Here is a 23,261-nt window from a genome sequence, read left to right as displayed (position 1 = left end):
TGCCATGAACAGTCGACTGGACCCACTGCAGTCCTTGCACAGCAATGCCCCGCTGATCAACCGCGAGCGCCTCTGGCAGTCCTTGATGGACCTGGCCCGACTGGGCGCCACCGCCAAGGGCGGCGTGTGCCGCCTGGCCCTCACCGACCTCGACCGCCAGGCCCGGGACCTGTTCGTGCGCTGGTGCGAAGAGGCCGGCTGCAGCGTCAGCGTGGATGGCATCGGCAATATCTTCGCCCGCCGCGCCGGGCGTGACCCGAACCGCGCCCCGGTGATGACCGGCAGCCATATCGACACCCAGCCCACCGGCGGCAAGTTCGACGGTTGCTACGGGGTGATGGCCGGGCTGGAGGTGATCCGCACCCTGAACGACCTGGGCCTGGAAACCCAGGCGCCGATCGAAGTGGTGGTCTGGACCAACGAGGAAGGCTCGCGCTTCCCGCCGTGCATGATGGGTTCGGGGGTGTTCGCCGGCAAGTTCGACCTCGCCGAGACCCTGGCCAAGCAGGATGAACAGGGCCTGTCGGTGGGCGCCGAGCTGCAGCGCATCGGCTATGCCGGTCCGCGTGCGGTACTCGGCCACCCGGTGGGCGCCTATTTCGAAGCGCATATCGAGCAAGGGCCGGTGCTGGAAGACCGCCAGACCACCATTGGCGTGGTCATGGGTTGCCTGGGCCAGAAGTGGTTCGACCTGACCCTGAGCGGGGTCGAGGCCCACGCTGGGCCGACGCCGATGCACCTGCGCAAGGACGCCCTGGTGGGCGCGGCGCAAGTGGTCAGCGCGGTCAATCGCATCGCCCATGCCCATCAGCCCCATGCCTGCGGCACCGTGGGCTGCCTGAGCCTGCACCCGGGCTCGCGCAACGTGATTCCCGGGCAGGTGCAGATGACCCTCGACCTGCGCCACCTGCACGCCGACCGGTTGCAAGCCATGGTCGATGAAGTGCGCCAGGTGATCGAAGACAGCTGCCGCCAGCACGGCCTGAGCTTCGAGCTGACCGCCACCGCCGATTTCCCGCCGCTGGACTTCGACCCCGCCTGCGTGGCCGCCGTGCGCCAGGGCGCCGAGCACCTGGGGCTGAGCCATATGGACATCGTCAGCGGCGCCGGGCATGACGCGATCTTCATCGCCGAGCTGGGCCCGGCAGGGATGATCTTCGTGCCCTGCGAGGGCGGCATCAGCCACAACGAAATTGAAAACGCCGCGCCCCAGGACCTGGCCGACGGCTGCGCGGTCCTGCTGCGGGCCATGGTCAATGCCGCTCAAGGAGTTCAATCGCTATGAAGCAAGCCACTGACATCGCCGCCCTGAGCGGCGTCGAACTGCTGCGCCATTACCGTGACAAGCGCCTGTCACCGGTGGAGGTCACCGAGGATGCCCTGGCGCGTATCGAGCGCTTCAATCCCCTGGTCAACGCCTATTGCCATATCGACCACCAAGGGGCCCTGGACGCGGCACGGGCCTCCGAACAGCGCTGGCTCAAGGGCCAGCCCTGCGGCGCCCTGGACGGCTTGCCGGCGTCGATCAAGGACCTGACCCTGACCCGCGGCATGCCCACCCGCAAGGGCTCGAAAACCACTGCGGCCACCGGCCCCTGGGAGGTCGATGCACCCTTCTCCGGCTTCATGCGCGCGGCCGGCGCGGTTCTGCTGGGCAAGACCACCACCCCGGAATTCGGCTGGAAAGGCGTGACCGACAACCCGTTGTACGGCATCACTCGCAACCCCTGGGACACTCGCCTGACGGCCGGCGGTTCCTCCGGCGGCGCAGCGGCGGCGGCCTCGCTGAACCTCGGCGTGTTGCACCAGGGCAGCGATGCCGGCGGCTCGATCCGCATTCCCTGCGCCTTCACCGGCACCTTCGGCATCAAGCCGACCTTCGGCTACGTGCCGCAGTGGCCGGCCAGCGCGATGAACATCCTCTCGCACCTGGGCCCGATGACCCGCAGCGTCGATGACGCCGTGCTGATGCTGCAGACCGTGGCCCGTCCGGATGCCCGTGACGGCCTGCTCGGCGCCCCGCGCAGCACGCCCTGGCTACCGGAAAATGCCAGCCTCAAGGGCCTGCGCATCGCCTACAGCCCGGACTTCGGCTACGTCAAGGTCGACCCGCAAGTGGCGCGAGTGGTGGCCCGGGCGGTGGAGCGCCTGGCGCAACTGGGGGCGCAGATCGAGCAGGTCGATCCCGGTTTCAGTGATCCCCTGGAGCTGTTCAATACCCTGTGGTTCTCCGGGGCGGCGCGCCTGGCCGCAGCCCTCAGCCCGGCACAACGCGCCTTGCTGGACCCGGGCCTGCTGCGCATCGCCGAACAGGGCGAAGGCATCAGCCTCAGCGACTACAGCGCCGCCCTGGAGGCGCGCGCCGCCCTGGTGGCCCACATGGCCGCCTTCCATGAGCGCTACCACCTGCTGCTCTCGCCGATGCTGCCCCTGACCGCCTTCGCCGCCGGGCATAACGTCCCACCGGACTCGGGCCTGGGGGAATGGATGGAGTGGACGCCCTTCAGCTACCCCTTCAACCTGACCCAGCAACCGGCGGCGTCACTGCCCTGCGGCTTTGCCGACGACGGCCTGCCCGTGGGCCTGCACGTAGTCGGCGCACGCTTTGCCGATGAGCAAGTGCTGCGCTTGTGCCGGGCCTATGAACAAGCGTTCCCCAGCCCCCACCCCCAAGCCCCCGTCCTGCGACACTGACCCGCACAAAATCCCGTAGGAGCCGGCTTGCCGGCGAAGAGGCCCGCGAGTCTTGTGCAAACCCTGAGGCCGCCTTCGCGGGCAAGCCCGCTCCTACATCTGGTTCCGGCATCGCGCGAAATCCCGTAGGAGCCGGCTTGCCGGCGAAGAGGCCTGCGAGTCTTGTGCAAACCCTGAGGCCGCCTTCGCGGGCAAGCCCGCTCCTACAGAACGTCGCGATTGGGTGGGGCCGTATTCAATCGGGCCGAGGGATACGCCGCTGCAGTGCTCACAAAAACGCAACACCAGGCTGCGTCCTTTGTGATGGTTGGGCTAGGGTGGAAGCGATACAGTCGGGCCATCAGCAACCCGACTGACGCCCGACACAAGGATGCGTTCGATGACTGATTTGCACGATCTATCCACCTCACAACTGTTGGCGCAATTCGCCAGCCGCCAGCTCTCACCCCTGGACTATTACGAGCATCTGCTGGCCCATATCGGGCGCTGGGAGCCGCATATCCGGGCGCTCTACGCCTTCGATCCGGAGCAGGTGCGCCTGCAGGCCCGGGCCGCCACCGAGCGCTGGAACAAGGGCGCGCCCAACGGCCCGCTGGACGGGATTCCAGTGACGATCAAGGAACTGATCGCCACCCAAGGCACGCCAATCCCGCTGGGCAGCGCGGCCACCACGCTGAAGCCGGCGTTGCAGGATGCACCGCCCGCAGCGCGGATGCGTGAGGCTGGGGCGATCATCCTGGCCAAGACCACGGTGCCGGATTTCGGCATGTTGTCCTCTGGGTTGTCGAGCTTCCACGGCATTACCCGCAACCCCTGGAACACCGCCTGCAATACCGGCGGCTCCAGTTCCGGTGCCGCGGCCGCAGCGGCCGCCGGTTATGGACCGCTGCACATCGGCACCGACATCGGCGGCTCGGTGCGCCTGCCGGCCGCCTGGTGCGCTCTGGTGGGGTTCAAGCCGACCCTGGGGCGGATTCCCATCGACCCCTACTACACCGGACGCTGCGCCGGGCCCATGACCCGCAGCGTCGATGACGCGGTGCTGATGATGCGCTACCTGGCCAGACCCGATGCCCGGGACGCCACCAGCCTGCCGCCCTTGACCGGCGAGTGGAGCGATGCGCCGGTGTCGGTCAACGGCTTGAAGATCGGCCTGATGCTGGAACCCGGCGCGGGGCTGCAACCGGAAGGTTTTGTCTGCGCCGCAGTGGAACAGGCTGCGCGGCTGTTCGAGAGCCACGGCGCCCAGGTCCGTACCCTGGCGCCGATCATGGACCGCGCGCAACTGGACGGCCTGGACCGCTTCTGGCGTGCTCGACAATGGACGGAACTCTCGGCCCTGGGCGCCGAGCAGTTTGCCAAGGTGCTGCCCTATATCCGCGACTGGGCGGCGCCGGGGGCCGACCTGTCCGGGGTCGAGGCGGTGCAGGGCTTCAACCAGACCTTCGAGATGCGCCGGCGTGCCGCCCAGGTGTTCAGCGAGTTCGACCTGGTGTTGTCACCCACCAACCAGATCAACCATTTTCCCGCCCAGTGGCCGTCACCGAGCAATGATCCGCAGCAGCCGTTCGAGCACATCGTCTTCACCCTGCCCTGGAACATGGGCGAACAACCGGCGCTGTCGATCAACTGCGGTTTCGCCGCCGATGGCATGCCCATCGGCCTGCAGATGATCGCCCCGCGCTTTGCCGATCAATGGCTGCTGCAAGTGGCCAAGACTTATGAGAGCTGGCGCGGAGCGATCCACAGCTGGCCGAACCCGCCGTCCCACTGACACACCGAAACTGCCACCTTCACCCCAGCCCCGGGCCTTGCCGCCCGGGGCCTGGGCAACCTATGAATAAAAATTCGAGGGGCCAGTATGCACAGCCAAGCGTCCAATCCATCCGCCACACCCGAGCCCGAAACGCCCAACGCGGCGGGAGGCAAGCGCAGCGTATTCGCGGTGATCCTCGGCAACGCCGTGGAGTTCTTCGATTTCGGGGTCTACGCCACCTTTGCGGTGATGATCGGCCACACCTTCTTTCCCTCCGACAGCGCCTTTGTCAGCCTGATGTTGTCGGTCACCGCCTTCGGAGTGGGTTTTATCGTGCGGCCCCTGGGGGCGGTGCTGATCGGCGCCTACGCCGACCGCGTCGGACGCAAGCCGGCGATGCTCCTGACCCTGGTGATGATGGCCGTGGGCACCGGCAGCATCGCCATCCTGCCCAGCTATGAAAGCATCGGCATCGCCGCACCGATCCTGCTGGTGCTCACTCGGCTGATCCAGGGCCTGGCCTGGGGTGGCGAGGCCGGCCCCGCCACCACCTACATCCTCGAAGCCGCGCCAGCCCACAAGCGCGGCACCTACGCCTGCTGGCAGGTGGTGGCCCAGGGCGTGGCCGCCATGGCCGCCGGCACCGTGGGCTACACCCTGACCCAGGTGCTGTCCCCCGAGGACCTCAACACCTGGGGCTGGCGCGTGCCCTTCGTGTTCGGCCTCTTGGTACTGCCAATCGGCATCTACATCCGCCGCAACCTGGCGGAAACCTTCCATGGCCAGGGCGAAGAAGCCAGCACCGGCAGCCTGGTGCGCCAGGTGTTCGGCGAGCATCGCCGGGCGCTGGTGCTGGGGCTGCTGATTCTGTCGGGCAGCACCATCACCCAGTACTTCATCAACTACATGACCACCTTCGCCCTCACCGAACTGAAACTGCCCACCAGCATCTCCATGCTCTCGACCCTGGTGGCCGGCGCGGCCATGGCGGTGTGCGCGATTGCCGGCGGCATGCTCTGCGACCGTTTCGGCCGCCGCACCATCCTCATGGCGCCGCGGGTGGTGCTGTTGCTGGTGCTGTTCCCGGCGTTGCAATTGATGACCGAGCACCCCAGCCCGACGACCTTCCTGCTGACCCTGGCGGTGCTCTCCGGGCTGCACGGCATGAGCGGCGCGGCGCTGATCGTGCTGCTGGTGGAGAGTTTCCCCAAGGCGGTGCGCTCCACCGGTTTTTCCATCGTCTACGCCTTTGGCGTGGCGGCTTTCGGCGGTACGGCGCAGATCATCATCACCTGGCTGATCGGCACCACCGGCAACCCGATGTCGCCAGTGGGCTACCTGCTGGTGGCCAACCTGGTGTGCCTGACCGCCGCCTGGTTCGCCAAGGAAACCCGCCCACAAACACCCGGACGCAGCACCCCCGGCCAACGGCTCGCAGAAGCCCGCGCCCGCTGAGCATTCGCCTCACTGCCCAAAACCCTTTTCCGGCACCGCGTCTTTCTCTACCCTGCCGGCCGCGCATGACCGCGGTCGGGCGGTGGTTCGACGCCTTTGATTTGTGGGGAAGCGACATGAAACAGCTCGTACTTTGCCTCCTGGCCATCAGCGCCAGCAGCCCCCTGCTGGCCCAGGACAACCCGCGCCCAAGCCAGCAGGCCCAGGCCCCGGGCTTTATCGAAGGCAGCAGCCTGGACCTCAACCTGCGCCATTACTACTCCAACCAGCACACCCAACGCGACACCTACCTGACGATCAAGAAACCCGATGGCAACCAGCGCACCCGGGTGCGGGAAACCTGGGTACAGACCGGCATGCTCAAGTACAGCTCCGGCTATACCCAGGGGCTGATCGGCATTGGGGTAGACGCCGGCCTGTTCAGCGCAGTGAACCTGGAGCGCGGCCACGGCCGGGTGGCCAATGGCGGCGACCGGGTGCTGGTGGACAGCGACGGCGACGCCCTGCCCACCTGGAGCCGCCTGGGCATCGGCGATGTGCGCTTGCGCCTGTCCAACACCGAGCTCAAGGCCGGGCGCCTGATGACCGACAACCCGGTGCTGCGCTACAAGGACAACCGCGCCCTGCCCTCCAGCTTCCAGGGCGTGGGCCTGTACAGCAACGAAACCGACTGGCTGTCGCTGCAGGCCGGCAGCTTCGACCGGGCCATCCCGCGCACCGGCACCGGCAGCGAACGCCTGACCACCACCTTCGGCAACCGCGCCTACAGCGGCGAGCGCATCAGCTACCTGGGGGCGACGGTCAAGCCCGGCCTGGGCCTGGAAGGCAGCCTTTATGCCTCGCGCTTCGAGAACATGTGGGACCAGTACTACCTGGGCCTGACCCACCGCGCCGGAGACAAAAGCCGGCTGGCGCTGAAGACCGCGTTCAACTACTACCACACCCGGGACCAGGGCCAGCAGCGCCTGGGCTACATCGACAACGACGCCTTCAGTCTGGCGCTGACCGGCAGCCATCAGGCCCACAGCCTGACCCTGGCCTGGCAGCAAGTGTTCGGCAACGAGTACTTCGACTACGTCTGGGAATCCACCGGCAACTACATGGCCAACTCCCTGTACTCGGACTACAACGGCCCCAATGAAAAGTCCTGGCAGTTGCGCTACGACCTGGATCTTGCCGCCTACGGCGTGCCGGGGCTGAGCGCCAGCCTGTGGCATGCCAAGGGCTGGGGCATCGACGGCACCCAGTACGACGGTGATCGCGATGGCCGCAACCGCGGCTACAACGTGCGCGGCCTGGACGGCGCCAAGCACAACGAAAACGGCCTGATGCTGGCGTATGTGGTGCAGTCCGGGCGGCTCAAGGATGCGGTGCTGCGCACCATCGTCTACAACCACCGCGCCAGCGGTGGGCAGATCGATGGCAGCTACGACGAATTCCGCCTGGTGGGGAATTTCCCGTTCAACCTGTTCTGACCCCATCACCCTCCCCCGTAGGAGCCGGCTTGCCGGCGAAGAGGTCCGTAAGCCGTGCAGCGCTCTTGGAAACGCTTTCGCGGGCAAGCCCACTCCTACGCCAGGCTATGGCGCTGCATCGCCCGGACAAGCATTTCCTGGCACCTGAGGGTCGCCACCGACAAGGGCCGGTTGCGCACCACGCACAGGTCCACCCGGATCCGCTCCAGGTATTGGTCGTCGATCGGCACGGCCACCAGCCCATCCCCCAGGTCCCGGGCCTCGGCATCCACCTGGGGCAGGATCAGCACTGCCGCACGTTGGCGGGCCAGGCTTTTCTGCACCTCCAGGGAGCTGGTGGTGAATACCGGAAGGATGTTCACTCCGCGCTTTTTCGCCGCGCCCTCCAGGGCCTGGCGCACGCCGTAGGCCGAGTCGGGAATCGCCAGGGGCTGGCCCTCCAGATCCTGCAGGCGAATGCTCGGGCACTGGGCAAACGGGTGCTCGGCGCTGACCAGCACCCGGTGCCACAGTTGGCAGTGGGCGGTCACCTCCACTTCGGCCCGTTCCGGCAGGTAGAACGCCAGGCCCAGGTCGGCCTCGCCACTGCACAGGGCATCCAGAGTGGCGCCGGCACTGGCGATGACGATGTTGAAGGTGACTTTCGGATGGGCCCGGTTGAACGCCGCCAGCACCGGCGCCAGCACGCTGGAAACGATACTTTCCGACACATGGATGCTGACGTTACCCGCTACCTGGCTCTGCCGGCTGGCGATCACATCGCGCACCTGGTCGAAGCCGCGCAAGGTGGAGGTGACCTGCTCGGCCAGGCATTCACCTTCCACGGTCAGGCGAATGCCCCGGGGCCCGCGCTCGATCAGCGCGGTGCCGAAGAAGTGCTCCAGTTGCTCGATCTGCCGGCTGACTGCGGTGGGGGTCACGTACAGGCGCTCCGCCGCCTGACGCAGGGAGGCGCACCGGGCCACCTCGTGGAAGTAACGCAACGCTCGTAATTGCATGGCCGCAGGCCCCATCGTTGAACTGAGCCATGAGGCAGGCAATTACTGCGCCAGCCGCAGCGCCCCGGAACCGTTCAACACGCGGTTTTCACACAAAAGATTGATCTGAACGATGCCCCTGCCTACCCTGCCAGGGCGCCGATGCCTCATTCGGCAAGAACCCTCCCCGCCCCCCTTGCCGTCTGCTTCCAAGGATTTCCATGAGCACTCTGCCCCGCACCGCACCACTTGCCGCAACCCTCACCGCCCTGGCGCTGCTTGGCGCCTGCTCCAGCGTGACCCGGGAGATCAACCCGGAGCCCACCATCACTTCCGCCGGCATCCTGGCCTTTCGCGATATCTGCCTGAAGTCCGCGCCATCCTTCGCCGGCGCCGAGACCGCCGCGCGCAACCATGGCATCAGTGACCTGACCGATGCCGGCTTCGCCAAGATGGGCATGAACGAGGACCAAAGCCTGGGTGTGCAGATACAGGCCAACAAGGAATGCGCGATCACCACCCCGACCCAGAACGACAGCTCGCTGACCCAGCAATTTCTCAGCGTGGCCGGCAAGTTCTCCAGTACCCCGGTGGCCCAGAGCGTACCGAGCAAGATCACCCTCAACGGGCAGACCTTCATCCTCATGCACGACCGTCGTGGCGGTGAAGCCTATGTGATGCTCAAGACGCAATGACCGCACTGCATCCTAGCTCTGGCTGAGCTGTCGCTGCGGCGGCCGGCTCAACGTCAGGACCCGGACCAGGGCGGCCGCATTCATCGGTTTGTGAAACAGAAAGCCCTGGGCCGCATCGACACCCAGGCGCTGCAGGTGCGCACGTTGCTTTTCGGTCTCGATGCCTTCGGCCACCAGCTCCAGGTTCAGCGCACCGGCCATCCCCACGATGGCCTCGATGATCCGGGTTTCCTTGGGCCCCGTAGCGTTGGCGACAAATCCGGAGTCCAGCTTGAGCTGGCCAAAGGGAATGTCCGCCAGGCGCATGATCGAGGAATGCCCGGTGCCAAAATCATCCAGGGACAGACGCACGCCACTGTGCACCAGCACACTGATGTTCTCGATGCACTGCATGCTCAGGACCAGAGCCTGGCGCTCGGTGATCTCCAGGGTCACCTGGCGCGTGGGCACCTGCGCCTCGTCGATCTGTTGCAACACCCGCAAGGCGAATTGCGGATCGCCCAGCTGGCTGGCCTCAATGTTGTAGGAGAACATCAGGGCATCGCCGCTGGCGTGGCCCTGCAACTGCCGCTGCAGCGCCAGGCCCTGCTGCAACAGGCAATCGAACAACTGGCGATGGCCCTGCGGGCTGTCGAACAGATCGAGAAAGAACTGCGGCCCCAGCACCCCCTTGTGAGGATGCTGCCAACGGGCCAGGACTTCGATGCCGGTGATGCGCCGGGTCTTGATACAGACCTGGGGCTGGAAGTACGGGACGATCTGCTGCTGTTCCAGCGCCATGGAGACATCCAGCTGCGCCACCCAGTCATTACTGGCGGGTCGCGGCCGGCCTGCCGCCTGGGTAGTGCCGCGGGAGTGACTGCGCACCGTGCGCTTGACGGTCAGCGCCTTGAGCAGCAAGGCGCTGATCTGCACCGTATCCAGATCGCTGTAACTGCCGACGCAGTACTTGCCGGAACGCATGCGAAAGTTCGCCAGCCCCCAACGGATCGGCGCTTGCAGTGCCTCGCATTCCATCATCGAGAAAAACCCGTAGTGCTCGCAGAGCCTGCGCAGGTAGGGGATGGCGTTCAGGGAGTGCAGTGAGTCGCAGATCACCAGGTCCAGTTCATCCAGGGCGGGCGGGAACTGAACCCCGTCGCAGTCATCGCTGATCACTTGTACTCGAGCAAAACCGCAAGACGCGAAAATTCTTGAAAAATGTCGAACTCGAAAAGCGTTCGAACACAACAACAGTACGCTCAGCGTCGACATCACCGCGGCTCCGGATAAAAAACCATGCTAGCCAAATTGAACTCAACTGAGTTCAAGACACTTCGCCAATGGCAGTAGGAAATTTCTGATACCTAGCATTTTCTCAAGAAATTCCGGGGCCAGAGCTGGTCGGCCGAGGCCCGGCGTCTCCTGGACAGCGCCCCGTTTACCAGGAGTGCATGGCGACTACGGAGCACTGGCAATGGCCGCAATCTCCCTGCGCAACCATTGCAGGCCTGGCGCCTGTTGCTGCTGGCGATGCCAGATCAGGCTGACCTGCACCGGCGCCGCCAGCAGCGGCAGGCTGGCAATGCGGATCGGCAGCAAGGCGCAGAAATGCTCCGCCAGGTAGCGTGGCACGGTGCCCAGCAGGTCGGACTGGGCAACGATCAGCGGAATGCTCAGGTAGTTGGGCACGAAAACCTGCACCTGGCGCTGGACCTTGGCCGAGCCGAGAACGATTTCCAGGGGCGAGCCGCGCCCACCCCGATCGGGAATCGCCACGTGCAGGCAAGCCTGGTAGGCCTCCAGGCTCAGTTCCGGGGCAAAGGCCGGATGGTCGCGACGGCCGATCACCACCAGTTGCTCCTCAAGCAGCGGCTGGTAGCACAGGTCCGGGCTGTCGAAATACAGGTAGTCCACTGCCAGGTCGAGCATCCCGGCACCGAGCCAGGCGGCGCTGGCGTCGGCGCTGTCGCTGCGCACCGCCAGCCGGACCCCGGGCGCTACCTGCTGCAGGCGTCGGGAAAGGGCCGGCAGCAGGCGCGCCTGGGCGTAATCGTTCATCGACAAGGTGAACAGTTGCTGGGCCGCCGCCGGCTCGAACGCCGCAGCAGGATCGAGGCCCTGCTGCAACAGGTGCAGGGCCTGGCGCACGGCCACATGCAGGCTCAGGGCCCGGGAGGTGGGTTGCATGCCGCGGGCGGTGCGAATGAACAGCGGCTCGTCCAGGTGCCGGCGCAGGCGCGCCAGGGCATTGCTCACCGCCGGTTGGCTGAGGTTCAGGCGTACCGCGGCCCGGGACAGGTTCTGCTCCTGCATCAAGGCGTCGAACACCCGCAACAGGTTGAGGTCCAGGCGCTGCACATTGAGCTTCATGAATAATGCCCATCGAAATTATCCAGGGGCTGGATAATTCGCGGCGCCAGCCCCGGCTGTCAATAACGGCAGCCGGAGCAAGGGGTCAGTCAGCAACCCCTGGACCAGCATTGCTCTCGGGCAGGAAAAGGCGCGCCGCCAGCCAGCAGGTCAGGCAGGCAGCCACGAATAGCACCAGCATCTCCACCTGGTAGTCGGCGAACTGTGCCTTCTTCACGCCATGGACCACCAGGGCGATGAAGATCAGCGCCCATAGGCTGGCCACGCTTGCGCCCACCAGGGCCAGCACCGCACAGGCGCGCGGGCTGTGGTAGACCTTCATCAGCGTCACCCCCAGGGCGAAGACCAGGAACGGCAGCAGAAACGCCACCTGGGCCACCAGCGGTGCAAGCACCGGCATCAGCAGCAACTCGCCCCCCCGCACCTCCCCCAGCAATCGCGGGTTGCTGGCCAGGTGGGCCAGCAGCGTGACGAACTTGAAGGCGCCGAACACCAGCCCCAACACCAGCGGGCAGAAGAAAAACGCCATGAACACCCGGCGGCGCGGGTAAGCCGCCGCACTCATGGCGCACAGCCCTGGCTCTTGGAGTAGCCCAGCAATTTGCAGCCAAACTCCACCCGGGACTTGTAATCCAGAATATCCACGCCGCCATCCATTCCTTTTCGATCACCGATCATTATCTCGGGCATGATCGACGTATCGGTCACCAGCCCGGAAAGCCAGGTGAATGCACTCCGGTCGCCCATGTACTGCTCATGAATCGGCTGCAGGATAGTCTGTTCGCCTTTCAATTGCTTGATGTCCCAGGCGACCGGATCGCTGGTGGCCTTGTTGTAGAGGTTCTTGAAGTTCTCGAAGCCACCGGTGATCAGCGCATCCCCGGCTGCCTTGCGCCAGTCATAGACCGGCGCCATCAGCCGGCCGACACCAAAGGTTATGTACGAGAGGTTATCGTCGGCTCCCAGGCCGGTCCAACCGGCCCTGGACACCTCTTCCGCCCCACCGAACCACTTGGCACCAATCCCCATGTTCTGCTCGTAGACATGGCTGGCACCAAAGAAATTGGCCCGGTTGTCGATGGTGTTCAAGTAGGTCACCAGGCGCCCGGCAGCCCCTTCGGTGTTGTAGAGATAGTCGAAGGTGTTCTTCGAGGAACGGGTCACATCCTTGTTCATGATGTTCCAGGCATCCTTCATGGCCACGTACTTGATCGAGGCATTGACCGCCGCGCGGCAACTGTCGCTGGTCGGCGCCTTGTCGCAGAGACTGCGCATTTCCGAGTCCAGCCACTCGCTGAGTTTCTCGGCCTTGGCCACCGCAGCCTTCTTCTGCTCATCGGTAGAGCAGGTACGTCCCGACAGGCAGTTGCCCACCTCATCGAAGGCCTGGTGCGTCAGGTAGTTGTACTGAGTGCCATTGGCCGCCACCGCCGAGGCGATGCTCATGTCACCACCGGACGCCGACGCGCCGAGTACACCGACAATCTGCGACAGCGCCATCAGGTTGGCCTGGGCCTGGATGTACTCCGGCGAACCGGGGATCAGGTTGTCCGGCAGCAGCTTGTCCCCCAGCACCCCCACCAGCAACTCGTTGGCACCACCGGCGATGGCGCCGGTGCGAAAATCACCGCCCATGGCTTCAGACAGCAGGCCGCCGAGCCCGGCATGCAGGGCGATTTTCGCCAGGCCGCCCTCGGTCAGGCCCAGGTCGCCGATCTTGCCGGCACCATAGGCCCCGCCAATGCTCGCCGCGGTGCCGGCAGCGGCGCTGGCCAGGTTGTCCTTGAAGCTGCCGCCATAGACTGCGGTCTTGATCAGGGCATCGGCCGTGACCTTGACCGCCACGGTCTGCAGGCTCTTGGCATCCAGGCCCATGGCGCTCGGGTTGTAGTTCAACCCCTGGGCCACTCCGGCGGTGGCTGCGGCCACTGTGTAGCCCTTGATGCTCTCCTTGGAGGTCACGTCCTTGAGGACCTTGCCCAGGTTGCCGCGGTTGTCGATGGTGCTGACCGTGGCCTTGGTGGCCACACTGACCGACACTGCCTGGAGCATGGTGTTCATCCCGGCCATCATCGGCCCCATCACCGCCGACAAGGCGATGGCGATGATCAACTGCGCCGCCGGGCCCAGGCCCGAGTTGTTGTACTTGAAGGACTCGTGGATCTCCTTGACCTGGCGCCAGTCCACATCGCCACGGGCCTCGGCCTGTTTCAGCCAGGCCAGTTGCGGGTCGGCCTTGACCATGGCATCGATCGCCTGGCTGACGCTCTTCTGGTCAATGTGCTTGATGTCGATCTTCAAGCCTTCCACGGCCTTGATGGTCAGGCTGCCGCCCGCCACCAGGCTGCTCTGGCGCAGGGTTTCATCGGTGTTGCCGCGGCCTTTGGAGGAGTTCCAGAAGGCGTTGTTGTTGCTCTTGGTATGGCTTTCGTCGTGCAGGTCCTTGACCCCTTCGAAGGTGATCGCGCCGCCACTGTCCAGGGTCAGGTCCTTGGCGCTTTCCAGCTTGGCCACCTGGTACTTCTGGTCGCCGCCGCTCTTGAGGGTCAGGTCGCCGCCAGTCGTGATCTCGCTGCCGATGTTGGTGACCTGGGTCACCTCGTCACGGCGGGTCTTCTTGGTGCCCCAGCTGCCTTTCTTCTTCATGTCGTACAGCGAGTAGTCGCTGTCCTGGGCCGCCAGCAGTTCCAGGTTGTCACCGGCCACCAGGTAGGCCTCGTTGCCGGCGCTGATACGGCTGGAGATCAGGCTCAGGTCCTTGCCGGCACTGAGGACCACATCGGCGCCGGCGGTCAGCGAGGTGCCGACCTGGCTGACATGGTCTTCCTGGCGGGTGACCTTCTTGGTCTTGGAGTAGCTGTGCTGTTCATCCGCCGCCGAGGCCAGGGTCAGGTCACCCGCCGCGTCCATGGCAATGTTGCGCTTGGCCTCGATCTGGCTGGCGACCGCCGTCAGGTCGCGTCCGGCGCTGACCGCCAGATCCCTTCCGACGCTGACGCTTGAACCGTGCTGGGTGATGCTTTCGTTGAGGTAGCGGTCGCGGGTGAGCTTGTCGTGCTCCTGGGCCGATACCAGGTTGACGTCGCGCGCAGCGATCAGGGTCGTGTCGCCGCCACTGCTCAGCACCCCGCCGATGTTATTGATATCGCGACCGGCACCGACATTCAGGTCGTTGCGGGCCTCGATCCGCCCGGCGTTGTCGGCGTAGTCCAGGCGCTGGGTGGTGGAGCCCGGGTTGCTCTGGAAGGTGGTGATGCTGCGCTCGTTGATCACGTCCCCGGCCAGGGCGCGGACCGTCACGTCACGCCCGGCGATAATACCGCCGGACTGGTTGACCACGTTGTCCCCGGCCAGCAGGTTCAGGCGATTGCCCGCCTCGATCAGGCCACCGTTGATCAGGTCAGTCCCCGCCGTGGCACTGAGGTTCTCACTGGCGCGCAAGGTCCCGGAGTTGACCAGGTCCTTGCCGGCGATCAGGGTCACGTCGCGGCCCTGGACCAGCGCGCCATTGGGCGCCAGACGGTTGTTGGCGTTGGCCAGGTACAGCACTGGCACCAGCACCTTCTCGCCGTTCACCTCCTGCTCTTCGAGCCAGACGATGTCGTGGGTCAGGGCCGCCACCTGCTGGGAGGTCAGGGTCACGCCCACTGCCAGGTTGAGCGAGTCCTTGCTGGCGATGGCGTTGTTCATCAGGTACTTGAACATGCCCTCATCGCTGTTCTGGCCATCGAGGAAACGCTGGCCGGTACGGGCCGTGACCGCTTGCTGGATCAGGCGCTGCTCGTAAAAACCATCACCCAGGCGCTTGGCGCTCTGGTCCGGGTCGTAGCCCAGCTTCGACAGCAGATAGTCCGAACCCATGAACTGCTTGAGGTCGGTGAGCAGCGGGTTGGTCTCGATCAGGTACTTGTGCGGATTGCTGCGCACACTGCTGTCCGGCAGGCCCTGGACGCGGTTGACGCTCTGGTTGCCAGCACTGCCCGTGGGCAGCAGCACGCCCCCCGGCGAATCCCCGGCCACGGCGTTCACCTGCACCGTCGCTGCGCGGCCATCGATGCCCGTGGCCTGGTGATCAACCAGGTTCAGGTCGCGAGCGCCCAGGGCCACTTGCGGCAGCGGCCGGTTGCTCAGTTCCCGGGGCTGGACCGGCTCCGGACCGGCCTGGCGAGTGCTCAGTTCCAGGCTGGCGCCGCCCATGCTCCAGCTCTGCGCCGGGGCCGAGGGCTGCGCTGCGCCGCCCTGGCCGCTCAGGCGGAACAGGCCGTTCTGCCCGGATGGCAGGCTGAAGTTGGGCAGGCTCAGGGGGTTGACCTGCTGCTGCGCCAGATCCGGCGGTAGCTGGGAGTGGAGCACTACCATCAGCGGCTTGCTGGAGGCACCCACCGCCGTGTCGCGGGTGCTACCGCCCACGGCGATGGCATTCTTGACCACGCTGATATTGCTGATGTCGTTGGCTGCCGTGAGCCGGGCCTTGCCACCGGCCTGGATGATGGCCGGCGCCGCCGAAGAGCTCAGGGTCGAGGTCTCTACCGGCCGGTCGATGCCATAGAAGATCCCCGGGTTGAACTTGGCCACCAGGGCGGCGAAGTCCTCCTGGTTGAAGGCACTGCCCTGCGGGTGCGCCCGGTCATAGGCCTGCACGTCACGGGCCAGCTGGAAGAACAGCCCGCGATTGATCTTGACCCCGGCGCCGACTTCATAGCCGGAAGAACCGGACGCCACCAGGGAGGCCTGGTTGGTGATGGTGCCGCTGGTGATGCTCAGGTCATTGCCTGCCGACACGGTGCTGTAGCGGTTGAGGAAGCTGGTGCTGTTGACCGTCAGGTTGCCCCCCGCGTTCAGGGTCGACTGCGGCGAGTCGCTGGTCACCACGCCTTCCACCGTCCGGTAGATAAACACCGGCCCCCGGACCCAACTGGCGCCACCGCCGCAGTGCTGGACGCAGCGGATGGTCATGCGGCCATCGGTGATCTGCTGGCTGGCTTCGTATTTTTCCCGGTCGTTGACCAGATCCAGTGCAGCGATATTGATATCGCCGCCACTCTGGATGTTGCCGGAGATGTTTCTCAGGTTTTGGGCCGAGGTGCCTGCCGCCATGCCGGCCACGGTCAGGCCGCCAAGGCTGTAGAACTCGCCATAGCTGTTGGTCAGGGTATTGACGTTGAAGCCGGCGTTCTGGCCGCTGAATACGAAACCGTGGTCGTTGACCAGGGTAGGGGTGACCAGGTTCAGGCCCTGGGCGCCGCCCAGGGTGCCGGTGTTGAGCACGCCGCCGGCATTCACCGAGAGTCCGGCGTTGGAGGTCAGGCGCCCGGCGTTGTTCAGTTGCCCGGCGACCGTGACCTGGGTACCGCCGCCACCGGCGATGCTGCCCGCGGCGCCAAGGTTGAGCTGGGCCGCGCCAAAGCCAAGGGTGCCCAGGCTGGATACCCGGCCATTACCGGAATAGGTGCCGCCGATCTGCAGGTCCAGGCTGCCATCGCTGGCCAGCAGCCCGTCGTTGTTCCAATTGCCGCCCCGGGCCTGCAAGTGCTGGCTGGCCAGCAACTGGCCAGCGGCGGTCTGGCTGAAGTGGTTGACGTCGAGGTTCAGGCGCCCGGCCTGGATCACGCTACTGTTGGTCCAGCTGTCGGCGGTCAGCGTCAGCCCGCCCCGGGTGACCAGGCTGCCGCCGGCATTGATCACGTTGCCGGTGGCGATATCGAAGTTGCCTTCGCCCAGGTGCAGCAGGCTGCCACCCTGATTGAGGAAACCCGACGCCGCCAGGGTCAGGTCGGTGTTGGCGGATTCCAGCAGGCCGTTGCGGTTGTCGAACAGCCCGCCGATCTGCAGGTCGGTCTTGCCGCCAGGGGCCAGGGCCCGCAGCTTGCCGCCCTGGTTGTCCAGGCTGGCGCCGCGCAGCGCCAGGCTCTCGCGGCTTTCAATCAGGCCGCCCTGGTTGACCAGGGAACCGTTGAAATCCAGGTCGATGTGCTGGCCGTTGATCTGCCCGGTGCTGTTGTCGAGCTGATTGCCGCTGGCCTTGACCCGCCCGCTGGCATACAGGCCGCCGTGGCTGTTATCCACCCCGGCGCTGCCGGCATTGAGCAGCAAGTCGCCACCCTTGGCCGCCATGCGTCCGGCGCCGTTGTCGAAACCGGCCAGGGCTTGCAGATCCAGGCGCTGGGCCTCGGCCTGGCCGCCATGGTTGTTCAGCACCCCCGATATCCGGGCCTGGAACAGCCCCTTGAGGCTGGACAGCACACCCGCGCGGTTATCCAGGCTGGCGCCTTGAATGTCCAGGTCACCATCCTCGGCAATCAGCTTGCCGCCCTGGTTATCGATGCCCCCGGTCGCTGCCAGGGTCTGGGCCTTGGCGCTCTGGATCGCGCCCTTGGCATTGTTCAGGCTGCCGGCGCTCAGGCTCAGGCCGGCGTCGCGGCTGTAGATCAGGCCGTCATTCTGGTTGCGCACCTCGCCACTGACGTTGACCTGCAGCGCACCGTTGGCGGCCAGGGTGCCGCGGTTACTGTTGTCCAGGCTGTTGCTGAACAGAGTCATCAGGTTCTGGCTGACCAACTGCCCGTCCTGGTTGTCGATGCGGCTGGAACGCTTGAGCAGCAGCGGGCCGCTGGCGGCCAGCTTGCCCTGGGTGTTGACCAGGGCACCCAGAAGATCGAGGGTCACCGCGCCTTCACCGCGCAGGTTGCCACCCTGGTTGTTCAGGCTATTGCCGGTGAAGTTCAGGCCGCCCACGGCGCTGAGGCGGCCGCCCTGGTTGTCCAGGTCGCCGGCGCCGATGTCGAGGCTGGCGCTGCTTTCAATCAGCCCGCCCCGGGCGTTGTTCAAACCTCCACTGCCAAGGATCAGTTGCTGCTCGCCCTTGCTGGTGACGATGCCCTTGTCGCTGTTGTCCAGGCTCGCGGCCTTGAGGGTCAGCTGACCCTGGCTGGCCAGCCCGCCTTGCGCACTGTTGAGCAAGGCGCCGCTGAGGTCGATATTCAGATCCCCCAGCAGGCTCGACAAGGTACCTTGCTGGCGGTTGTCCAGGCTGCCGCCGCTGACCTTGAGCCCCTGCCAGCCGGATATCAGGCCCTGCTGGTTGCCCAGGTTCACGGCCTCGACCCCAAGCTGCTGGTGGCTGATCAGCTTGCCGCCACTGTTGTCCAGGCTGCGCCCGGCCAGGTTGAAGCCCTGGGTGCTGGAGATTTCCCCGGCCTGGTTCTGCAGGTCCCGCAGCCCGGCAATGCTCAGCACGCCCTGGGTGTTGATCAGACCCTGGCGGTTGTCCAGGTCCGAGCCTTGGGCCCCCAGGTCGATGCCCACACGGGTGCCGCCGAGCAGGCGCCCACCCTGGTTGTCCAGGCCGTTGGCGTTGATCTGCAGCGGCCCGGCGGCCTGGATCAGGCCCTGGTTGCGCAACGGGCCAGTGACCCGCAGGTCCAGTTCGCTGTCGCTGAGCAGCGAGCCGCTGTGGTCCAGGCTAGCGGCATCGATCTGCAACGCGGCGGCGGCGATCTTGCCCTTGAGCGCGGTCAGCGCGCCATCGATGCGCAAGGTCAGGGCCTGGTTGCTGAGCAACTGCCCGGCGCTGTTGTCCAGGCTGCGGGCGGCCAGTTCGAAAGCCTGCTGGCTGGAGATTTCCCCCTGACGGTTGTCCACCGCGCCGAGGTTGCTCAGCAGTAGCACACCGGGGGCATTGATCAGGCCGCCCTGGTTGTTCAGGGTGCCATGGTTCAGGTCCAGGCTCAGGCGGCTCTTGCTGAACAGCTTGCCGCCCTGCTGCTGCAACCCGGTGACCGAGGCCGTCAGGGCCTTGGCGCTGCCGATGCTGCCCTGCTCGTTGTTGACCTGGGCAGCGTTCAGGCTCAGTTCATCACCGCTGTTGAGGTTGCCGCCCTGGCTGTTGTCCAGCGCTCCGGTATTGAGTGACAGCCGGCCCTTGGCGCTGATGATGCCCTGCTGCTGGTTGTCCAGCCGGGCACTGGCCAGGGTCAGGCCCGCGTCGCTCAACAACTTGCCGCCCTGGTTGCTCAGGGCCTGCCCGGCGCTGACCTGCAAGGCACCACCACTGGACAGGCTGCCCCGGTCGTTGTTCAGGTTGCGGGCCTGGATCGCCAGGCGGCCTTCGCTGCTGATCCGGCCTTTGCGGTTGTCGAGGTCTTCACCCAGTTCCAGGTCCAGGCGCTGGCCCCCCACCAGTTGCCCGCCCCGGTTGTCCAGGCCGATGCCGCTGAGGCTCAGGCCCTGGTCCGCGGAAATCAGGCCCAGGTTCTGGTTGAGCACCCGGGCCACCTTCAGGGTCAGGTCACCACTGGCCAGCAGGCGGCCCTGGTCGCTGTTGTCCAGGCGCTCGCCGCTCAGGTCGATCTGCCGGCTCGACACTTCACCGCCGCGGTTATCCAGTTGCCCGACCTGCAGGTCCAGGGCGCGGGTGGCGCCCACCAGCCCCTCCTGGCGGTTGTCCAGGCTGGCGGCCTTGAGGGTCATCTGCCCTTCGGCCAGCAGTATTGCGCCCTGGTTGTCGGCGTGCCCGCTGACCTGCAGTTGGCTGTCGCCACGGCTGTGCAACTGGCCGTCGCGGTTGTCCAGACTGGCGCTGCGGCTGTCGATGGCTGCAGCCGAGATCAGCCCCTTGACGTTGGCCAGGGCCTGCTCGATGCGCAGGGTCAGGGCCTGATTGCTCAGGAGCTTGCCGGCACCGTTGTCCAGTTCCCGGGCGTTGAGGCTGAAGGCCTTGGCCCCGGAGATTTCACCGCTGCGGTTGTCCACCCGGTCGAGGTTGCGCAACAACAGCTGCCCCGGGGTGTGCAGGTTGCCGCCCTGGTTGTCCAGCAGGCCATGGTTCAGGTCCAAGGTCAGGTCGGCGTTGCTGAACAGCTCGCCGCCCTGCTGCTGCAGACCAGTGATGCTGGCATTGAGGGCCTGGTCGCTGCCGATCCGGCCCTGGTTGTTGGTCAGTTGGGCAGTGGTCAGGGTCAACTGCCCGGCACTGGTCAGGCTGCCGCCCTGGCTGTTGTCGAAAGCGCCGGTGCCCAGGCGGGCATCGGCCTTGGCGCTGATCACGCCCTTGTCGCTGTTGTTCAGGCTGGAGCTGTCCAGGGTCAGCCCCTGCTCGGCGACGATCGAGCCGCCCTGGTTGAGCAGCGCCCCGCGGCTGTCGAGGCTCAGGGCCCGGGCACCGGTCAGGCGTCCGCCGCGGTTGTCCAGGCTGCCAACCTTGAGGGTCAGCAGGTCTTCGCCGCTGATCAGGCCGCGCTGGTTGTCCAGGGCTGCGCTCAGGGTCAGCAGCAACGGCTTCTGGCTCACCAGCTGGCCGCCGCTGTTGTCCAGGCTGTCGCCACTCAGGGTCAGCCCTTGCTTGCTGAACAACAGCCCCTGGTTCTGGTTGATGACCCGGGCCACCTGGAGCAGCAGGCGCTGGTCCGCCAGGACCTTGCCGCCATCACTGTTGTTCAGCCCCTGGCCGTTGACCTGCACTTCCCCCTGGCCCGACAGTGCACCACCACGGTTATCCACCTCGACGACGTCCAGGGTCAGGGCCTTGAGGGAGGCCACCAGGCCCTGGTCCCGGTTATCCAGGGACTGGCCCTGCAGATGCAGAACGCCTTCGGCCACCAGCTCGCCGCCATGCTGGGCAAGGCTGTCCACCTGGGCATGGAGTTCGCCTTTGCTGGCGATGCGGCCAGCGTGGTTGAGCACCTCGCCGCTGTTCAGCGTCAGGGTTGAAGTGGCGCTGAGCAGACCACCGCTGTTGTCCAGGCGGTTGCCTTCGACGGTGACGGCGGTCCGGCTTTCCAGGCGGCCCTTGTCGCGGTTATCCACGTCACGGCTGTGCAGGCCCAGGGCCTGATCGGCATGTATCACCCCACCGCGGTTGTCCGCACTCTCGCCGCGCACCACCAGGGTGTCGCTGCCGGAAATCCTGCCCTTGCGGTTGTCCAGTTGCCCGGCCTGTACTTCCATGGCCTGGGTAGCCTGAATCAAGCCCCTGTCCTGGTTGTCGAGACGCCCGGCGACCTGGACCTCCAGGCGCTCCTCGCTGCGCAGGTTACCGGCCTTGCTGTTGTCCAGGGATGCGGCCTGCACCTTCAGCAAGCGCTCCGCCCCCAGGGCACCGCCACGGTTGTCGATGGCCCCGCTGGCGTTGATATCCAGGGTTTCACCGGCCATCACCAACCCGGCGACGTTGTCCAGCGCCGCCAGTTGCAGGCGAACCCGGCTCAGGCTGCTGAGCTCGCCGTGGCGATTGCCCAGGTGGCCGATCTCGGCCTTGAGTTGGCCGTCGCTGGTGATCAGGGCATTGTGGTTCAGCACCTGGGTGGCCTGCAGTTCCAGGCTGTCGCTGCTCAGGACCCGGCCCTGGTTCTGGTTGTCCAGAGTGCCGGCGCTGACCTTCACCTGATGCTGGCCACTAAGGGTACCGCCCCGGTTGTCCAGGGTCTGGGCCGTGTTCAGGGTCAGGTCGCGGCTGGCGACAATGCTCTTGCCGCGGTTGTCGAGATCCCGGGCGTTGAGGCTGATATCGCCGTTGGCGTTGCGAGAGTTATCGGTATTGACCCCGGCTTCGATGATGCCCTGGTTGCTCAGTTGGCCACCGCTGTCCAGCTGGATGCTGTCGCGGGCGGCGAGGGTTTTCTGGCTGCTCAGGTCGCCCCGGGTCTGCACCTTGAGCTCGCTGCCGGCGTAGACCGCGCCCTGGGCCTCCAGGCTGCCGGCCTTGATCGCCACCGCGCCCTTCTCGGCAGTGGCGTCGGCCATGCGCAACTGGCCGTCGGCGTCCAGTTGGATATCACCGCCACTGGCGATCAGCTTGCCGTCGAGCTTCACCCCGACCCCGGCCTCGGTGCCCACCAGCTTGATCGCCCCGGCGTACATGCCGCCCAGGGCTGATGAGTCGATGGCCAGTTGCGGTGCATCCGCCGGGTTGGCGGTGCGGGTCGTGGCGTTCAAGGTCTTGGCGTCGACGTCGTTGGCCCCGGCGATCACCGCCAGGTGCCTGGCCTGGATCTCGGCGTTGATCTTGGCGCTGCGGGTGATGATTTCGAACTGGTCGATATTGCTCGCGTTGAGGCCCGCACCCTCGATGGCGACGCTGCCCTGGTCCACCTGGTAACGCTGGACCTGGCCGTTCTCGATCACCGGCTTGCCGGTGGTCAGGGTGGCTTTCGGGGTGTTGATGAAGCCGCAGCCGTTGCAGCTCACGCCATAGGGGTTGGCGACGATGACATGGGCCGACTGCCCGGCCACTTCGGTGTAGCCCTTGAGCTGGCTGGGGCTGCCGCCGTTGACCTCGTTGAGGATCACATTGGCCGCGCGGCCACCCAGGTTGGAGTTGCCGAGAATGATCCCGCCCAGTTGGGTTTCCTGGGTGCGGCCGGTGGCGTTGTTGAGGATCACGCCCTGCTGGCCGACGTTGTAGTCGCTGAACTTGTTATGCGACAGCCCGCCGCCATTGGGCGTGGCAATGTTGACGATGGGCACGCCATTGCCGGCCTGTCCCAGTGTTGTGCCGCTGCCGTTGACCACGATGCCGTCGGCCATCGCCACCAGCGGCTGCCAGAACATCATGTTGGCCAGGACGAACGCCAGGCTGCGCTTGGACAAGCCGCAGAACGAATCACGGGATTGCAGGACAGCAGAGGGTTGCTGGGCCAGGAAGGTGAAGTGGCGAACGTCCATGTCAGTCTCTTAGCAATGCAGGAGCACAAGCCCCTGGAGCCTTCATCCTGAAGGCCCATGGCGAGGAAAAATTGATTTCGGCAAGCAGGGTCGAACTGGCAGCCCCTCGATGCCTGACAGGCAAAACGGAACCAGAAAGGAGCAGAGTGCGAGCAGAAATGATATCAATTCAATATCAAAATACTAAATAGCCACT

11 protein-coding genes are annotated in these 23,261 nt (G+C 65.8%); 6 read left to right on the top strand and 5 right to left on the bottom strand.

Annotation, left to right across the window (positions count from 1 at the left end):
- The first annotated feature begins 4 nt into the window (after window positions 1-4).
- The 5 genes from BLS75_RS00500 (at window position 5) to BLS75_RS00480 (ending at window position 7,380) form a co-directional block, all read left to right on the top strand.
- Entirely contained in the window at window positions 5-1,285 is a 1,281-nt protein-coding gene (locus tag BLS75_RS00500) for a Zn-dependent hydrolase (RefSeq protein ID WP_072449934.1), read from the top strand.
- The gene (locus BLS75_RS00495; protein WP_072449933.1) at window positions 1,282-2,694 is read left to right on the top strand and encodes an amidase; all 1,413 of its coding nucleotides are present in this window, start codon (window positions 1,282-1,284) and stop codon (window positions 2,692-2,694) included. The genes BLS75_RS00500 and BLS75_RS00495 overlap by 4 nt, the downstream gene beginning before the upstream one ends.
- A 379-nt stretch (window positions 2,695-3,073) precedes the next feature.
- Complete coding sequence (locus BLS75_RS00490) at window positions 3,074-4,468, top strand: amidase (RefSeq protein ID WP_072449932.1); 1,395 nt, start codon at window positions 3,074-3,076, stop codon at window positions 4,466-4,468.
- An 87-nt stretch (window positions 4,469-4,555) separates the two neighbouring features.
- Window positions 4,556-5,905 (top strand): citrate-proton symporter, encoded by a 1,350-nt coding sequence (locus tag BLS75_RS00485; protein WP_072449931.1) that lies wholly within the window; start codon window positions 4,556-4,558, stop codon window positions 5,903-5,905.
- Window positions 5,906-6,021: 116 nt separating this feature from the next.
- The gene (locus BLS75_RS00480) at window positions 6,022-7,380 is read left to right on the top strand and encodes an OprD family outer membrane porin (protein WP_072449930.1); all 1,359 of its coding nucleotides are present in this window, start codon (window positions 6,022-6,024) and stop codon (window positions 7,378-7,380) included.
- Between the two features lie 95 nt (window positions 7,381-7,475).
- Here BLS75_RS00480 and BLS75_RS00475 read toward each other — a convergent pair whose 3' ends face one another.
- Window positions 7,476-8,378 (bottom strand): LysR family transcriptional regulator, encoded by a 903-nt coding sequence (locus BLS75_RS00475; RefSeq protein WP_015636103.1) that lies wholly within the window; start codon window positions 8,376-8,378, stop codon window positions 7,476-7,478.
- A gap of 200 nt (window positions 8,379-8,578) precedes the next feature.
- Here BLS75_RS00475 and BLS75_RS00470 point away from each other — a divergent pair, with 200 nt between their 5' ends.
- On the top strand, window positions 8,579-9,052 hold the full coding sequence (locus tag BLS75_RS00470; RefSeq protein ID WP_015636104.1) for a hypothetical protein: 474 nt from the start codon (window positions 8,579-8,581) through the stop codon (window positions 9,050-9,052).
- A gap of 12 nt (window positions 9,053-9,064) precedes the next feature.
- Here the strand turns inward: BLS75_RS00470 and BLS75_RS00465 are convergent, their stop codons facing one another.
- The 4 genes from BLS75_RS00465 to BLS75_RS00450 all read right to left on the bottom strand — a co-directional run bounded on the left by BLS75_RS00465 (window position 9,065) and on the right by BLS75_RS00450 (window position 23,065).
- Window positions 9,065-10,210: an EAL domain-containing protein gene (locus BLS75_RS00465; protein ID WP_072449929.1), complete on the bottom strand. Its 1,146-nt coding sequence runs from the start codon at window positions 10,208-10,210 to the stop codon at window positions 9,065-9,067.
- 282 nt (window positions 10,211-10,492) lie between these two features.
- Window positions 10,493-11,404 (bottom strand): LysR family transcriptional regulator BsrA, encoded by a 912-nt coding sequence (locus tag BLS75_RS00460; protein WP_072449928.1) that lies wholly within the window; start codon window positions 11,402-11,404, stop codon window positions 10,493-10,495.
- A gap of 85 nt (window positions 11,405-11,489) precedes the next feature.
- Window positions 11,490-11,969, bottom strand: a complete 480-nt coding sequence (locus tag BLS75_RS00455) for a hypothetical protein (RefSeq protein ID WP_227454146.1) — start codon at window positions 11,967-11,969, stop codon at window positions 11,490-11,492.
- Window positions 11,966-23,065: a two-partner secretion domain-containing protein gene (locus BLS75_RS00450; protein WP_072449927.1), complete on the bottom strand. Its 11,100-nt coding sequence runs from the start codon at window positions 23,063-23,065 to the stop codon at window positions 11,966-11,968. The genes BLS75_RS00455 and BLS75_RS00450 overlap by 4 nt, the downstream gene beginning before the upstream one ends.
- Window positions 23,066-23,261: the final 196 nt, after the last annotated feature.

This window comes from Pseudomonas sp. NFPP12, assembly GCF_900103205.1.
In the GTDB taxonomy this organism is placed as follows: domain Bacteria; phylum Pseudomonadota; class Gammaproteobacteria; order Pseudomonadales; family Pseudomonadaceae; genus Aquipseudomonas; species Aquipseudomonas protegens.
The sequence above is the reverse complement of the archived record's forward strand: the minus strand, read 5'-3'. Positions and strand labels throughout refer to the sequence as shown.

Coding starts and splice junctions, on each gene's coding strand:
- BLS75_RS00500 (WP_072449934.1), top strand. CDS start 5: ATGAACAGTCGACTGGACCCACTGCAGTCCTTGCACAGCAATGCCCCG.
- BLS75_RS00495 (WP_072449933.1), top strand. CDS start 1,282: ATGAAGCAAGCCACTGACATCGCCGCCCTGAGCGGCGTCGAACTGCTG.
- BLS75_RS00490 (WP_072449932.1), top strand. CDS start 3,074: ATGACTGATTTGCACGATCTATCCACCTCACAACTGTTGGCGCAATTC.
- BLS75_RS00485 (WP_072449931.1), top strand. CDS start 4,556: ATGCACAGCCAAGCGTCCAATCCATCCGCCACACCCGAGCCCGAAACG.
- BLS75_RS00480 (WP_072449930.1), top strand. CDS start 6,022: ATGAAACAGCTCGTACTTTGCCTCCTGGCCATCAGCGCCAGCAGCCCC.
- BLS75_RS00475 (WP_015636103.1), bottom strand. CDS start 8,378: ATGCAATTACGAGCGTTGCGTTACTTCCACGAGGTGGCCCGGTGCGCC.
- BLS75_RS00470 (WP_015636104.1), top strand. CDS start 8,579: ATGAGCACTCTGCCCCGCACCGCACCACTTGCCGCAACCCTCACCGCC.
- BLS75_RS00460 (WP_072449928.1), bottom strand. CDS start 11,404: ATGAAGCTCAATGTGCAGCGCCTGGACCTCAACCTGTTGCGGGTGTTC.
- BLS75_RS00455 (WP_227454146.1), bottom strand. CDS start 11,969: ATGAGTGCGGCGGCTTACCCGCGCCGCCGGGTGTTCATGGCGTTTTTC.
- BLS75_RS00450 (WP_072449927.1), bottom strand. CDS start 23,065: ATGGACGTTCGCCACTTCACCTTCCTGGCCCAGCAACCCTCTGCTGTC.